The 13,425-nt window shown below is 70.0% G+C and carries 12 protein-coding genes; 4 read left to right on the top strand and 8 right to left on the bottom strand.

The annotated features are described in order from the left end of the window. The first annotated feature begins 33 nt into the window (after window positions 1-33). Window positions 34-489 carry a hypothetical protein gene (locus WFQ67_RS27910; protein ID WP_337058799.1) on the top strand — a complete coding sequence of 152 codons (456 nt, stop codon included), beginning with the start codon at window positions 34-36 and terminating at the stop codon, window positions 487-489. A gap of 34 nt (window positions 490-523) precedes the next feature. Here WFQ67_RS27910 and WFQ67_RS27905 read toward each other — a convergent pair whose 3' ends face one another. The 6 genes from WFQ67_RS27905 to WFQ67_RS27880 form a co-directional block, all read right to left on the bottom strand. Continuing rightward, on the bottom strand, window positions 524-1,651 hold the full coding sequence (locus WFQ67_RS27905; protein WP_337058798.1) for an acyl-CoA dehydrogenase family protein: 1,128 nt from the start codon (window positions 1,649-1,651) through the stop codon (window positions 524-526). Between the two features lie 11 nt (window positions 1,652-1,662). Further along, window positions 1,663-2,856 (bottom strand): acetyl-CoA C-acyltransferase, encoded by a 1,194-nt coding sequence (locus WFQ67_RS27900; RefSeq protein WP_337058797.1) that lies wholly within the window; start codon window positions 2,854-2,856, stop codon window positions 1,663-1,665. 10 nt (window positions 2,857-2,866) lie between these two features. Then, complete coding sequence (locus tag WFQ67_RS27895) at window positions 2,867-3,634, bottom strand: 3-hydroxyacyl-CoA dehydrogenase (RefSeq protein WP_337058796.1); 768 nt, start codon at window positions 3,632-3,634, stop codon at window positions 2,867-2,869. Window positions 3,635-3,650: 16 nt separating this feature from the next. After that, window positions 3,651-5,291 (bottom strand): AMP-binding protein, encoded by a 1,641-nt coding sequence (locus WFQ67_RS27890; RefSeq protein ID WP_337058795.1) that lies wholly within the window; start codon window positions 5,289-5,291, stop codon window positions 3,651-3,653. 118 nt (window positions 5,292-5,409) lie between these two features. Continuing rightward, entirely contained in the window at window positions 5,410-6,444 is a 1,035-nt protein-coding gene (locus WFQ67_RS27885) for an AraC family transcriptional regulator (RefSeq protein ID WP_337058794.1), read from the bottom strand. A gap of 100 nt (window positions 6,445-6,544) precedes the next feature. Continuing rightward, window positions 6,545-6,901 carry a VOC family protein gene (locus tag WFQ67_RS27880; RefSeq protein ID WP_173178714.1) on the bottom strand — a complete coding sequence of 119 codons (357 nt, stop codon included), beginning with the start codon at window positions 6,899-6,901 and terminating at the stop codon, window positions 6,545-6,547. Window positions 6,902-7,084: 183 nt separating this feature from the next. Between WFQ67_RS27880 and WFQ67_RS27875 the strand changes: the two genes are divergently transcribed. After that, window positions 7,085-8,890, top strand: a complete 1,806-nt coding sequence (locus tag WFQ67_RS27875) for a monovalent cation:proton antiporter-2 (CPA2) family protein (RefSeq protein WP_337058793.1) — start codon at window positions 7,085-7,087, stop codon at window positions 8,888-8,890. A gap of 12 nt (window positions 8,891-8,902) precedes the next feature. Here WFQ67_RS27875 and WFQ67_RS27870 read toward each other — a convergent pair whose 3' ends face one another. Further along, window positions 8,903-9,829 (bottom strand): pyridoxal-phosphate dependent enzyme, encoded by a 927-nt coding sequence (locus tag WFQ67_RS27870; protein ID WP_213625002.1) that lies wholly within the window; start codon window positions 9,827-9,829, stop codon window positions 8,903-8,905. A gap of 150 nt (window positions 9,830-9,979) precedes the next feature. On the opposite strand from WFQ67_RS27870, the gene WFQ67_RS27865 reads away from it, so the two are divergent. Continuing rightward, window positions 9,980-10,297, top strand: a complete 318-nt coding sequence (locus WFQ67_RS27865; RefSeq protein WP_213625003.1) for a hypothetical protein — start codon at window positions 9,980-9,982, stop codon at window positions 10,295-10,297. Window positions 10,298-10,414: 117 nt separating this feature from the next. Further along, window positions 10,415-12,601, top strand: coding sequence for a putative bifunctional diguanylate cyclase/phosphodiesterase (locus WFQ67_RS27860; RefSeq protein WP_337058792.1), 2,187 nt, complete (start codon window positions 10,415-10,417; stop codon window positions 12,599-12,601). A 74-nt stretch (window positions 12,602-12,675) separates the two neighbouring features. Here WFQ67_RS27860 and WFQ67_RS27855 read toward each other — a convergent pair whose 3' ends face one another. Next, complete coding sequence (locus WFQ67_RS27855) at window positions 12,676-12,879, bottom strand: hypothetical protein (RefSeq protein ID WP_271106072.1); 204 nt, start codon at window positions 12,877-12,879, stop codon at window positions 12,676-12,678. Between the last annotated feature and the right edge of the window lie 546 nt (window positions 12,880-13,425).

The following is a 13,425-nucleotide window of genomic DNA, read 5'->3' as shown; positions in this document are numbered from 1 at the left end:
CCGGGGCAGCTCAACCGCCGCGAGGACCTTGCCATGCCTGATGCCCGCCATTTCCCCCGACCGCACTTCGACGTGCTCATGCGCGATTCCCGCGCGCCAGAGCTGCCCGACAGCCCCCTTCGGCGCCTGGACCAGGCGCGCAGCCAGGAGACCCCACCCATGGAAGATTCGTTGAAGTTCCCCACGCTCGAGGACTTTCCCGAGGAGATCCTCGACATCCGCCCCGACTCCCCGGCGCAGGCCTGCCAGGCCCTGGGCGACTATCGCCTGGTGCAGGCCACCCACCTGGTCCAGCGCATCCGCGAGACGCTCGACGAGCATGACCCCGACACCGCCGGCGAACGCGCGCAGTACCAGGAGCAGCTGCTGTCCGGCCTCGAAGCGCTGCTGCTGGATGCCTACCTGATGTTCGGCCGCGCCCGGGAGGGCGACGAGCCGCCGCGCAAGACGCCGCTCGGCAGCGCCGAGACCCGCGCCACCTACCGCTGACCTCCGGGAGGCCGCGACGGCCTCCCACCCTCCCCTACAGGCTCCGTGCGATGACCAGGCGCTGCACGTCGCTGGTGCCTTCGTAGATCTGGCACACGCGCACGTCGCGGTAGATGCGCTCCACCGGGAAGTCCTTCAGGTAGCCGTAGCCGCCCAGCGTCTGGATCGCCGCCGAGCAGACCTTCTCCGCCATCTCCGAGGCGAACAGCTTGGCCATGGAGGCCTCGGTCAGGCAGGGCAGCCCCGCCTCCCGCAGGGCGGCCGCGTGATGCACCATCTGCCGCGCCACGGCGATCTGCGTCGCCATGTCCGCCAGGCGGAAGGCCACCGCCTGGTGCTCGATGATCGGCTTGCCGAAGGTCCTGCGCTCGTGGGCGTAGTCCCGCGCCGCCTCGAAGGCCGCGCGGGCCATGCCCACCGACTGCGCGGCGATGCCGATGCGCCCGCCCTCGAGGTTCGACAGGGCGATGCGATAGCCCTCGCCCTCCGCGCCCAGGCGCAGCGAGGCGGGGATGCGCACCCCGTCGAGCTGGATCTGGCAGGTGTCGGACGCATGCTGGCCGAGCTTCTCCTCCACCCGCAGCACCTGGTAGCCCGGGGTGTCGGTGGGGACGATGAACGCGCTGATGCCCTTCTTGCCGGCGGCCGGGTCGGTCACCGCGAAGACGATCACCATCCCCGCGTGGTTGCCCGAGGTGATGAACTGCTTGGCGCCGTCCAGCACGTAGTGGTCGCCGTCGCGGCGCGCGCGGGTGCGCAGGTCGCTGGCATCCGAGCCGGCCTGGGGCTCGGTGAGGGCGAAGGCGCCGATCATCGAGCCTTCCGCCAGCGGGCGCAGGAAACGGCGCTTCTGCTCTTCGTCGCCGAACTTGAGGATCGGCATGCAGCCCACCGAGTTGTGCACGCTCATGATGGTGGAACAGGCGCCATCGCCGGCGGCGATCTCTTCCAGGGCCATGGCGTAGGCCAGGTGCCCGGTGGCCGCGCCGCCCCACTCCTCCGGCACCAGCATGCCGAGGAAGCCCAGCTGGGCCATCTCGCGCAGGGCTTCGCCGGGGAAACGGTGCTCACGGTCCCAGTCGGCGGCGAAGGGTTTCAGCCGCTCCTGGGCGAACTGGCGGGCGACATCGCGAATCTGCAGGTCTTGTTCGGACGGGATCATCGTTCTCTCCTTCAGTCCATGCGCTCGATGGCCACGGCCGTGGCTTCGCCGCCGCCGATGCACACCGAGGCGATGCCGCGCTTGTAGCCGTACTGGCCGAGGGCGCCGAGCAGGGTCACCAGCACCCGCGCACCGGACGCACCGATGGGGTGGCCGAGGGCGCAGGCGCCGCCGTGGACGTTGAGCCGCTCGTGGGCGATGCCCAGGTCGCGCATGGCCACCATCGGCACCACGGCGAAGGCCTCGTTGATCTCGAACAGGTCCACCTGCTCCAGGGTCCAGCCGGTGCGTGCCAGCAGGCGCTGGATGGAGCCCACCGGCGCGGTGGTGAACAGCCCGGGGGCCTGGGCGAAGGACGCATGCCCGACGATGCGCGCCAGGGGCGTGAGGCCGCGCTTCTGGGCCTCTGACAGGCGCATCAGCAGCAGGGCCGCAGCGCCATCGGAAATGGAGCTGGAATTGGCGGCGGTGACGCTGCCCCCCTCGCGGAACGCCGGCTTCAGGGTGGGGATCTTGTCCAGCCGCGCCTTCGGCGGCTGCTCGTCGCCCGCGATCTCGCGCACCTCGCGGCCCGACCGGGCCTGCACCGCCACCGTCTCGGCGGCGAAGCGGCCTTCGGCCAGGGCCTTCTGCGCACGGGTCAGGGACTCGATGGCGAAGGCGTCCTGCTGCTCGCGGGTGAAGCCGTAGGCCTGGGCGCAATCCTCGGCGAAGGTGCCCATCAGGCGACCCTTGTCGTAGGCATCCTCCAGGCCGTCGAGGAACATGTGGTCGAGCACCTTGCCGTGGCCCATGCGGTAGCCGGAGCGCGCGCGCTCCAGCAGGTAGGGCGCGTTGGACATGCTCTCCATGCCGCCCGCGACCACCACGTCGGCGCTGCCGGCGGCCAGCAGGTCGTGGCCGAGCATCGCCGCCTTCATGCCCGAGCCGCACATCTTGTTCACCGTCGAGCACACCACGCCCTGGGGCAGCCCGGCGCCGAGGGCCGCCTGGCGCGCCGGCGCCTGGCCCTGGCCGGCCTGCAGCACGCAGCCCATCAGCACCTCGTCCACCGCGTCGGCGGCCAGGCCGGCACGCGCCAGGGTGGCGGCGATGGCGGCGGCGCCCAGCTCGGCGGCGCTCATCTCGCGCAGGTCACCGAGGAAGCCGCCCATGGGCGTGCGTGCGGCACCGACGATGACGATGGGGTCGATCTTCGCGTTCATGCGGTTCTCCTTATTTGGCGGCCATGCGCAGCGCGCCATCCAGGCGGATGACCTCGCCGTTGAGCATGGTGTTGCCGATGATGTGCGCCACCAGCGCGGCGTACTCGTCCGGGCGCCCGAGGCGCGGCGGGAACGGCACGTCGGCGGCCAGGGAATCGCGCACCTCCTGGGGCATGCCAGCCATCATCGGCGTCTCGAAGATGCCGGGGGCGATGCACATCACGCGGATGCCCGAGCGCGCCAGGTCCCGCGCCAGCGGCAGGGTCATGGCGGCGACGCCGCCCTTGGAAGCGGAATAGGCGGCCTGGCCCATCTGCCCGTCGAAGGCGGCCACCGAGGCGGTGTTGATCAGCACGCCCCGCTCGCCCTCCTCGCCCGGCTCGTTGCCGGCCATGGCCTCGGCCACCAGGCGCAGCATGTTGAAGCTGCCGATCAGGTTGACCTCCACCACCCGGCGGAAGCTGTCCAGGCCGTGCACGCCCTTGCGCCCCAGCACCTTCTCGGCGGGGGCGATGCCGGCGCAGTTGATGAGCCCGTGCACCGCGCCGAAGGCCTCGACGGCGGCAGCGACGGCGGCCCGCGCCTCGTCCTCGTGCGTGATGTCGGCACGCTGGAAGCGGGCGTTGTCACCCAGCTCGGCCGCGCGGGCGGCGCCGGCCTCGGCATTGATGTCCACCAGCAGCACCCGGGCGCCCTGTGCCAGCAACGCGCGGGCGGTGGCTAGGCCGAGGCCGGAGCCACCGCCGGTGATCAGGAAGGTCTTGTTTTCTATACGCACGTCGGTAGCTCCTGGGTCATGGGTGGGCGGCACGCGCCTGGGCGCTGGCGACTTCCTGGTTGCGCAGGAGGAAGCGCTGGATCTTGCCGCTGGGTGTCTTGGGCAGTTCCGCGACGAACTCGATCTCGCGTGGGTAGGCGTGGGCGGACAGCCGCTTGCGCACGTGTTGTTGCAGCGCCTCGGCCAGGGAGGCGTCCCCGGCGTGGCCGGGCTTGAGCACGACGAAGGCCTTGACCAGTTCGGTGCGCTCCGGGCACGGCTTGCCGATCACCGCCGCCTCGACCACCGCGGGGTGCTCGATCAGCGCGCTTTCCACGTCGAAGGGGCCGACCCGGTAGCCGGAGGTGGTGATCACGTCATCCGAGCGGCCGACGAAGGCGATGCTGCCGTCGGCATTCAGCTCCACGGTGTCGCCGCTCAGGTAATAGTCGCCGACGAAGGCCCGGGTGGCGGTGCCCAGGTAGCCGGGGAACCAGAACAGCGGCGAGCGGGCGCGGTCGATGGCGAGGATGCCCGGCTGCCCCGCCGGCAGTTCGCGCTGGGCCTCGTCGAGCACCACCACGCGATGCCCGGGCACGGCGAAACCGGCGGCGCCGATGCGCACCGGGTGCGCCAGCTCGTGGTGATTGCACAGCACCATGCCCATTTCGGTCTGCCCGTAATGGTCGTGGATGGTGGCGCCCAGGCCGTCGGCGAACCAGCGGATCACCTCGGGCGTCAACGGCTCGCCGGCACTGCTCACCGCGCGCAGCCGGCCCTTGAGTTGCGGCTCCACCTGCTCCTTCGCCGCCAACAGCAGGCGGAAGGCGGTGGGCGAGCCGGCCAGGTTGGTGATGCCGAGCTCGCGGATGATCCGGCAGGTGCTCTCGACGCTGAAGCCGCCCTCGAAGAAGGTGGTGGCGTGGCCCATGGCCAGCGGCCCGGTCACGGCGTAGTAGAGGCCATAGGCCCAGCCCGGGTCGGCCAGGTTCCAGAAGCGGTCGTCCTCGCGCAGGCCCACCGCGTCGCGCATGTAGCCGACGAAGGCGAGGATGGCCCGCAGCGGCACCTGCAGGGCCTTCGGCAGCCCGGTGGTGCCGGAGGTGCACATCAGCAGGAAGGGGTCGTCGGCACGCCGCATGACCGGCTCGAAGTCACTGTCCTGGCGTTCGAGCGCCCTCCAGAAGGCGCAACCGGCGGCGCCAGTGGCACCGACGCTGAGGATCGCCGGCACCTGCGCCACCTCGTCCAGCTTGGCGCGGTTGGCGGTGTCCACCACCACCAGGCGCGATTGGCCGCACTGCAGGCGGTGCTCGATGGCCTTGGGCCCGAAGGCGGTGAACAGCGGCTGGTAGACGGCCCCGGCGCGCCAGGTGCCGAGGATGGCGACCAGCAGCTCCGGGGTACGCGGCAGCAGGCCGGAGACGCAGTCCCCCGGGCCGATGCCCAGTTCGCGCAGATGGTGGGCGAACCGGGCACTGGCTTCCTTCAGGCGGGTGAAGGTCCAGTCCTCGCGGCGGCCGTCGCGGCCTTCCCAGACCAGCGCGACGCGCTCCGCGTCGGCGTGGCGGTCACAGCATTCGATACAGGCGTTGAGGGCCTCCGGCGTGCCCGCCAGGGTGGCGGCGAACGCCTCGGCCAGGTCGAACCGGCGTGCAGCTTCGTGGTAGTCGCGCATGGACGGTGACTCCGCATTGTTCTTGTAGTGGGCGGAATCTTCGGACCGGCCTGGCCCGCCGGCAATGTCGAATGGCGCCAACCTCGGCGAGCATTTTTGACAACGGCCACTGGCCAGCTCAGGTCGTCGGCGGGCCCGGGTGCATCAGCTCGCGGTATTGCCCCGGCGTGGTGCCGGTCCATTTGCGGAACGCCTTGTAGAAGGCGCTGGCATCGGCGAAGCCCAGCTCGAAGGCCAGTTCGGCGAAGTTGCCCTCGCCGCTGTCCAGCCTGGCGATGGCCAGGTCGCGGCGCACCTGGTCCTTGAGCGCCTGGTAGGACTGGTCCTCCAGCGCCAGCTTGCGGCGCAGGGTCGAGGGCGCCATGAAGAAGTGGCTGGACAGTGCCTCCAGGTCCGGCCAGCGCTCGGGGCGCAGGCTGCGCAGGTAGGCGCGGATGCGGGCCGCCAGGCTCTGCGGGTCGCGGTAGCGCACCAGGATGTTGGCCGGCGCGCCACCGAGGAAGCGCTTGAGCTCGCGCTCGCTGCGGCGCACCGGCAACTCCAGGCAATCGGCGTTGAACAGCAGGCGCGTGCGCGGCCGGGCGAAGCGCAGGTTGTCGCTGAACATCACCCGGTAGTCCTCGATGTACTCGGGCGCCGGGCAACGCAGGTCGATGGCGAGGATGGGGATGCGCCGCCCGGCCAGCCAGCAGGCCAGGCCGTGGACGATCATCCACAGGGTGAAGTAGGCGAAGGCGCGCTGGGCCTCGCCCGGCGCCTCCTCCAGCACGATCTCCGCCATCCCGCCCTGGCGCACCAGGTGCGGCGAAAGGCCGTCGAACACCAGGTCGAGGAAGCCGAGCACGCCCTCCAGCGCCGCCCCCAGGCTGGGCTCCTTCAACGCCGCGCGGGCCATGAAGGCGAAGCTGCCGGACTTCATGCGCCTCGGGTTCATGCCGAAGAATTCATCGTCCATGCATTCGGCCAGGCGCAGCCAGAGGCGCGCGTACTGCTGCGAGGAGACCCGTCCATAAGGCCGCTCCAGCACCTCGGCGGCGATCCCGGCATGCCCCAGCAAGGGCGCCGGGTCGAGCCCGCGGGCACGCAGCTCCAGCAGGGCCTCGCGGACCAACTGGACGGAAATGGTGCCTTTCTCGACGACGGTGCCTGTCATGGTTCCCGGGTGCGTGCGATGGGGAGGCCGATTGTAGGGGAATGGCGAAGTGGGCACGACCGCCCCTTTCTCAGGTCCCGCCCGCCAACGAGGGGGCCCGCTAGAGATGCTCCAGCACATTCAGCACCCGCCCCGCCGGGTCGCGCACGAAGAAGCGCCGCACGCCCCAGGGCTCGTCGGTCAGCGGGTGGACGATCTCCGCCGCCAACGCCAGGGCGCGCCGGTGGGCCTCGCCCACGTCGTCCACCTCGACGGACAGGTCCGGCACCGGCGTACCCGAGCCGCCTTCGCTGGCCAGGCTCAATTGCGGGCGCATGCGCACCGCCTCCGGGGAGGCCAGGGTGAGGATCCAGCCATGGTCCATCACCAGGTCGAGGCCCAGCAGGCGGCGATAGAAGTCCGCCAGCGCGGCGGGATCGGGGGTGGCGAAGTTGGCCACCAGGCGTAGCACGTTCATGGCAGTGGGCTCCTTGTCCGGGACCGCAGCAGGATAGCCGCCCGTCGCGCGGCAGCCAGGATTTTCGCGCCCCGCGCCAACCGGACACAGGGCCGCGCCGTGACAGCGGCGGCCCGCAACCCCTATCCTTGCGCCCTCTGCCGCTCCGTCGGATCTTTCGTAAGTCAGCCCAAGGAAATTCCCATGCCCCATGAAGGCAGCTCGTTGCAGGTCGCCGTGGTCTTCCTGCTCGCCGCCGTCCTTGCCGTGCCGCTCGCCAAGCGCCTGCAACTGGGGGCCGTGCTCGGCTACCTGCTGGCCGGCGTGCTGATCGGCCCCTCCGTGCTGCGCCTGGTCAGCGACCCGCAGAGCGTCAGCCATCTGTCCGAGCTGGGCGTGGTGCTGCTGCTGTTCATCATCGGCCTGGAGCTCTCGCCCCGGCGCCTCTGGGTCATGCGTCGCTCGGTGTTCGGCGTCGGCCTGGCCCAGGTGCTGCTCACCGGCGCGCTGATCGCCGGCATCGCCTACCTGGTCTTCGCCCGCACCTGGCAGAGCGCCGTGGTGCTCGGACTGGGCCTGGCGCTGTCCTCCACCGCCTTCGGCCTGCAGATCCTCGCCGAACGCAAGGAGCTGACCAGCCCCCACGGTCGCCTGGCCTTCGCCATCCTGCTGTTCCAGGACATCGCGGCCATCCCGCTGATCGCCCTGATCCCGCTGCTCAGCGGTGCCACCGCCGCCCGCGAGGACGGCGGCCAGCTGGCCCACCTCGCCGAGGTGGTTGGCAGCATCGGCCTGGTGGTCATCGGCGGGCGCTACCTGCTGCGCCCGGTGTTCCGCGTGGTGGCGCGCACCGGCCTGCAGGAGGTGTCCACCGCCACCGCGCTGCTGGTGGTGATCGGCACCGCCTGGCTGATGGAGCTGGCCGGCGTGTCCATGGCCCTCGGTGCCTTCCTCGCCGGCCTGCTGCTGGCGGACTCGGAATACCGCCACGAACTGGAAGCCCAGATCGAGCCGTTCAAGGGCCTGCTGCTGGGGCTGTTCTTCATCAGTGTGGGCATGAGTGCCGACCTCAGCCTGCTGCTGGGCCAGCCGCTGCTGGTGCTGGGCCTCACGGCACTGCTGATCGCCGTCAAGTTCCCGGTGCTCTACCTGCTCGGCCGCAGCGCCGGCGGGCTCACCCGGCAAAGCGCGCTGCGCCTGGGCGTGGTCCTGGCCGCCGGGGGCGAGTTCGCCTTCGTGGTGTTCAAGATGGCCCGCGACCAGGGCCTGTTCGAGGCCCGCCTGCACGGCTTCCTGGTGCTGGCCATCACCCTGTCCATGGCGCTGACGCCGCTGCTGATCCTGGCCATCAACCGCCTGGTCAAGGCCAGGCCGGCATCGGTGAACGTACCGCCGGAGTACGAGCAGATCGACAGCGACTCGCCCCGGGTGGTGATCGCCGGCACCGGCCGCATGGGCCAGATCGTCGCCCGTGTGCTGCGCGCCCAGCGCGTGCCGTTCCTGGCCCTGGACACCTCGGTGGAGACCATCGAGCTGTCCCGCAGCCTGGGCCGCATGCCGATCTTCTATGGCGATCCGCTGCGCCCGGAGATCCTCCGCGCGGCCAAGGTCGACAAGGCCGAGTTCTTCATCGTCGCCACCGACGACCCGGTGACCAACCTGAAGACCACCGAGCTGGTGCGCCGCCTCTACCCGCACCTGAAGATCATCTCCCGCGCCCGTGACCGCCAGCACGTGCATCAGTTGCTCGACCTCGGCGCCCAGCCGGTGCGCGAGACCTTCCATTCCAGCCTGGAAATGAGTCGCCAGGTGCTGCTCGGCATGGGCCTGGACGAGGAGCAGGCCAATGCGCGCATCCGCCGCTTCCAGCGCCACGACGAGGAAGTGCTGGCCGCCCAGCACAAGGTGCATGGCGATGCCGCCGCGATGATGCAGACCGCCCGCGAGGCACGCGCCGAACTGGAGACCCTGTTCGACACCGACCGCATCGAGGAACAGGGCGTCAAGTGACCGTCCGGCCGCTCATTCTTCCGGCTGGGCGGCCTTCCAGGCGCTGATCTGCTCCAGGCTGGCGGTCACCCCGCCGCACACCACCACCATCACCCGTTCGAAGTCTCGCAGCGCCTCGTCCCCCGCATAGGCCAGGGCCAGCGCCGCGCCACAGGCCGGCTCGACGAGAAGGCGCTGCTCATCGAGGAAGCGCTCGCAGGCCTGCAGCGCCGCGCGGTCGCTGACCACCCGCGCCCGCACCGGGTGGCTGCGCCCCAGTTCGAAGGCCCGCTCGCACACCTGCTTCGCCCCCAGGGAGGTGGCCACGCTGTCGATGCGCTCCAGCTCGATACGCCGGCCGGCCTCCAGTGACCGGGCGAACGACGCCGCACCGGCGGTTTCGGCAGTGATCACCGGCACCGCGCCCCAGCCGTTGCGCTGCAAGCCTTCCACCACGCCGCTGAACAGCCCGCCGCCGCCCACCGAAAGCAGCACCGCGTCGGGCTGCAAGCCGCTGGCGGCAACCTCGTCCACCAGGGTCGCGTGGCCCTGCCACAGAAGCGCGTCGTCGAAGGGATGGATGAAGGCATCCGCCTCGCCCAGCATCGATTGCGCCAGGGCATTGGCCTCGTGCCAGGCCTTGCCGTGGACGATCACCTCGGCGCCCTCCTGGCGGATCAGCGCCCTGGCCCGCTCGGTGGTGGTTTCCGGCACCACCACCGTCACCGGGATCGACAGGCAGCGGCCGGCGAAGGCCACGGCGATGCCCGCGTTGCCGCCGGAGGACGAGATGAAGCGCCGCGTGCCCCGGCGTGCATGGAGCTCGCAGGCGGCGCCGATGCCGCGCAGCTTGAACGAGCCCGCCGGCTGCAAGGCCTCCAGCTTCAGCCACACCTCGGTGCCGGCGGCCAGGCTCAGGGAGCGGGAATGGATCAGCGGGGTCTGGATGTGTAGGGGCATGGAGGGCTCGCGCGGCGCAGGTGGGGGCGTCAGTCTCGCCCGGCGGGCACCAGGGCGTCTTGTACGTTCTTGCAGCGCGACGACGTCTCAAATTCCTTGAGCAACCCACCCAGGCGACGGTCTACCCCTTGTCCCCCTCAGGAAGTCCCCATGGAGAAGACGCCCGACCGCACCCACCTCGCCGGCCTGGAAATGGCCAGAGCCCTGATCGGCTCGGGTGCCCCACACGACCTGGCACAGCGGCTCGACGAGGCCATCGCCCGGGCCCGCGAAAGCACCCCGGGCACTGGCGACGGCATCTTCGAGCTGGAACGCATCGCGCGACAACTGGAGGCCGGTGGCGCCATCGACCCACCGCCGATGTTCTCCGGCCGCCTGGACGCCCCGCTGCGCCAGGGCACGTCCATCGCGCTGATGCTGATCCACCGACGGCTGGCCAAGCTGCGCGAACCGGCGATCGAGGACTGACGGCCGGCAATGTACGCAGCCGTCCGTCCGCTGGTACCTGCCCGAGGCTGGCGCACCGCACCTCCCATCTATCCTTAGGGCGTTGCTACAGGGAGTGATCATCGACAGGAGGTTGCCATGCGTTGTCCCTCGCAGCTGCCGAACGAAGCCGAGCGCTTGCGTGCACTCGTCGACTACGGCCTCGACGACGAACGCGTCGTCTCCAGCCTCGACCCAGTGGTGCGTATCGCTGCCAGGATGTTCGACATGCCGCTGGCTGCGGTGAACATGATAGGAAGCGACCACGTGTTCTTCGCCGCCAGCACCGGTGTCGGCAAGGTGGACATGCGCCGCGACATGTCCTTCTGCGCCCACGCCATCACCCAGGACCAGGTAATGGTGGTGCCGGACGCCACCCGCGACGAGCGCTTCCACGACAACCCGCTGGTACTGGGCCCCACCCACCTGCGCTTCTACGCCGGTGTGCCCTTGCTCACCGCCGATGGCCTGCCGCTGGGAGCGCTGTGCATCATCGACGACCAGCCCCACCTGGATTTCTCGGAAGACGACCGCGAGCGCCTGCGAGAGCTCGCGCGCATGGCCACCGACCGCCTGGAACTGCACCGCATCGAGACGAGTGCTAGGCGAAAGCGCCCGGCCTTCGAGACCTACGCCGGGCAGTCGGACACCCCGGTGCTCTGGTTCGACCACCGTGGCCAGATCCTCGCCTGGAACCCCGCCGCCGCCAGCTTGCTGGGCTACGCCCCGGAGGAAGGGGTCGGGCTGCCGGTGGAGGCGCTGCTGGCGGTGGCCGAGCGTCCGCCCTTCCTGGCGCTGATCCGCCGCGCTGTGACCGCCGGCTATTTGGCCGACCCGAACACGCCGACCACCCTCAAGGGCCTGCACAAGGACGGCAGTGAGTTCGACCTGGGCATGTCGCTGTCCTCCTGGAGCGAGAAAGGGTATCCGCGCTTCGAGGCGGTGCTCACCGACGACAGCCAGCGCCAGCAGGAAGAAGCCGAGCTGCGCCGCCTGGCCACTTTCGACGCCCTCACCGGGCTGGCCAACCGCGGCTGCTTCTACCGCCGCGCCGAAGAAGCCCTGCTGGCGCCCGAGCCGGTGACGGTGCTGATGATCGACCTGGACGGGTTCAAGGACGTCAACGACACCCTGGGCCACCTGATCGGTGACGGCATCCTGCGGGAGGTCGGAACCCGCCTGGCCCCCCTAGCGGGCCCTGACGACCTGGTGGCACGCATCGGCGGCGACGAGTTCGCCCTGCTGCTCACCGGCGTCACCGAGCCCGAGTCCGCGCTGCGGGTGGCCCAAGAGGCCATCGGCGCCATCGCCCGTCCGATCCATATCGACGGCCACGAGGTACGGGTGGCCGCCAGTTGCGGCCTGGCGCTGGCGCCGCTGCACGCCCTCGAGGCCCTCGAACTGGTGGGCGACGCCGACCTGGCGCTGTTCAAGGCCAAGGGCAACGGCCGCAGCCAGGTGGCCGCCTTCACCCCCGAACTGCGCATGGAGGCCGTGAGTCGTCACCTGCACGCCATGGAGTTGCACAAGGCGGTGGAGAATGGCGAGTTCGTGCTCTTCTACCAGCCCCAGGTGCGCCTCAGCGATGGCTCACTGCGGGGCGCCGAGGCGCTGATCCGCTGGCAGCACCCCGAGCGCGGATTGCTGGCGCCCGACGCCTTCCTCTCCGCCCTGGAAGGCAGCCCCCTGGCCGCCAGGGTGGGCAACTGGATTCTGAACGAGGCCTGCGCGCAATTGGCCTTCTGGCGCAACAACGGCGCCGAAGACATGCGCATGGGCGTGAACCTGTTCAGCGCCCAGTTCCACGTCGGCGACCTGGTGACCGAGGCGCTGGAGGCCCTGGCCCGCTATGGCCTGCCTCCCGAAGCGCTGGAACTGGAGGTCACCGAGAACATCGTGCTGGACAACGACGACATCGTGCTGGAGACCCTGCAGCGCCTGCGCACCCATGGCGTCGGCATCGCCTTCGACGACTTCGGCACGGGCTACGCCTCGCTGATCCTGCTCAAGACCTACCCCCTGAGCCGGATCAAGATCGACCGTTCCTTCGTCCAGGGCATGCTGGAATCACGCCGCGACGCCTCGGTGGTCCGCGCCATCCTCGACATGGCCCGCAGCTTCGACCTGGAGACCATCGCCGAAGGCATCGAGACCGATGCCCAGCGTGACCGGCTCAAGCTGGAGCGCTGCGGCGAGGGCCAGGGCTACCTGTTCTCCCGCCCCCTGTCCGCCCAGGCCTTCACCGAGGCGTACCACATCCGCCCGACGGTGCGCACCGGCAGTTGAATCCGGCAGCGAACCGCGGAAACGACAAAGGGCGCCTCAGGGCGCCCTTTCGCAACGGTGTAAACCGGCCGGGATCAATGCCACCAGCGCGGCAGGCCTTTGCGTTGTTCTTCGCTGCTGTTGCCACGGTCGACCTGGGTTTCGGCGGCGGAGGCACGGTCGCTCGCGGCGTCCTTGAAGGCGCGCTCGATCGAGCCGTGATGGTCGGCGGCGCTGACGCTGAAAGCGCTGCCGGCAACGACGGCGGCAAGCAGGGTGGCGGTGAAGTAGCGGCTCATGATGGGTTCTCCTAAGGGGATGGGGTGAGTGATTCGACGGGGCCAGTTTCGCGTCGCCGTCGCGTCCTGGGAAACGCAATCGGTCACTAGTGGATATCAGCGAAATCGATTCCCCGGAGCACCGCCCCCTGTGGGAGCGAACTCATTCGCGATGGAGCATCCGGCCATGCGCAATCAGGTGCCGGCTGCGGCCTCTTCGCGGCTGAAGCCGCTCCCACGAGAGGTGCCTGCAATCCTGTGGCCGCAAGGCAGGCTGATGGGTGAATGAATTGGCTCTGTCTGCATTAGCTGCCGTGAACTTAATGCGAAGCCTCAAGCATGGCATTCATGACTCCCCGTCACGCCCACCGCGTGGGTTTCGCTTCGCTCTACGCCACCCTACGGAAGCCGTTGCGCCCCGAGCGTGATGCGCACCTCGATGAAGATTCTGGCGAAGACGTTGGAGCAGCGGCCAAACGCCCCTTTCAGGAGGCCGAGCGCAATCGTCGTTTCAGGGGTTGAGCGACATGGATGTCGCGAGAGCCGCGATGGGCCAGGGATGGCCCT

Source organism: Pseudomonas sp. USHLN015 (genome assembly GCF_037153275.1).
Taxonomy (GTDB): Bacteria; Pseudomonadota; Gammaproteobacteria; order Pseudomonadales; family Pseudomonadaceae; genus Metapseudomonas; species Metapseudomonas tohonis.
Note: the sequence above shows the minus strand (reverse complement) of the source record. Positions and strands in the feature narration are given on the sequence as shown.